This window comes from Bacteroides mediterraneensis (genome assembly GCF_900128455.1).
Classification (GTDB): domain Bacteria; phylum Bacteroidota; class Bacteroidia; order Bacteroidales; family Bacteroidaceae; genus Phocaeicola; species Phocaeicola mediterraneensis.
The window spans coordinates 1-1,593 of sequence record NZ_LT635795.1; the positions used below are offsets into that span (position 1 = coordinate 1).

Genomic DNA, 1,593 nt, shown 5'->3' on the forward strand with positions numbered 1-1,593 from the left:
CCTAAATTCCGCAGCATTTTAGTTTAACTTATTTTATAAGTACCTGAGCAACAAAAAGTTGCTCAGGATTTTGCCATGTCAGATTTTTCACCTATCTTAGTGTTGCAAATCAAAATATGTATCAAACCCGACAGACATGGCAAAGGTAGCAATAAAATCTGAGAAACTCTCTCCTTTTGGAGGAATTTTTTCAATAATGGAGCAATTTGACTCCAATCTCTCATCTGTAATCGACTCAACCCTCGGTATGAGATGTAGGCTGTATGGTTATCAATACAGCGAAATCATCCGTTCGCTTATGAGCGTTTATTTCTGTGGCGGCTCATGCATAGAGGATGTCACCACTCATCTGATGTACCACCTCTCGCTTCATCCGACATTTCGCACATGCAGTGCCGACACGATTCTCAGAGCCATAAAGGAACTGACCCAGGATAACATTTCCTACACATCCGACACTGGCAAGACCTACGACTTCAACACGGCAGACATGCTGAATACACTGCTCCTCAATTGCCTATTGTCCACAGGGCAGCTGAAAGAGGGCGAGGGGTATGACGTTGACTTCGACCACCAGTTCATAGAGGCTGAGAAGTTTGATGCGAAACCCACATACAAGAAGTTTCTCGGGTACCGTCCAGGTGTGGCTGTCATTGGCGACATGATTGTCGGCATAGAGAACAGCGACGGCAACACTAACGTTCGTTTCCACCAGAAGGACACGTTGAGGAGATTCTTTGAGAGGATTGAACAGAAAGGATTGACAGTCAATCGTTTCAGGGCAGATTGCGGATCCTGCTCAGAGGAAATTGTGGAAGAGGTCGGAAAGCATTGCATGACTTTCTATATCCGCGCCAACCGCTGCGGTTCGCTCTACGATGACATCTTTGCACTCAGAGGGTGGAAGAGAGAGGAACTGGGCGGCATTGAGTTTGAACTGAACTCCATTCTTGTTGAGAAATGGAAAGGGAGGGCATACCGTCTTGTAATCCAAAGGCAGAAGCGAATTGACGGTGAGATTGACCTGTGGGAAGGCGAATACACCTACCGCTGCATCCTTACAAATGACTACGAGTCTTCCGAGAAAGAGATTGTCAAATTCTATAACCTCCGTGGAGGGAAGGAACGCATCTTCGATGAAATGAATAACGGATTCGGCTGGAACAGGCTTCCAAAATCCTTCATGGGAGAAAACACGGTGTTTCTTCTGCTTACGGCACTCATACGCAACTTCTATAAATTCATCATGGCGAGGCTTGACGTGAAGAGGTTCGGACTCAAAGCAACAAGCCGCATCAAGGCGTTTGTCTTCAAGTTCATCTCTGTGCCAGCCAAATGGGGCAGGACATCAAGGCAGTATGTGCTGAATATCTATTCATGCAACAACGCTTATGCTGATGTGTTCCAGAATGACTTTGGATAACACCGACAACTTATGGTCGTGACTTTGCGTATTGCCTCAAGTCGCATGGTGGGGTAAGGGGCGTTTATATGTCTTTATGGTGACATTCGATGCACTGTGCCCCCTTTTTACTAACGATGCAGATTATTTTCGCTTCTGTATCATATAGGCGCGTAGTTGCGGATTTGAGG

1 protein-coding gene is annotated in these 1,593 nt (G+C 46.0%); it reads left to right on the plus strand.

What is annotated here, in order from left to right:
* Positions 1-136: 136 nt before the first annotated feature.
* Positions 137-1,423, plus strand: coding sequence for an IS1380 family transposase (locus BQ7480_RS17490; protein ID WP_048318236.1), 1,287 nt, complete (start codon positions 137-139; stop codon positions 1,421-1,423).
* Positions 1,424-1,593 lie beyond the last annotated feature (170 nt).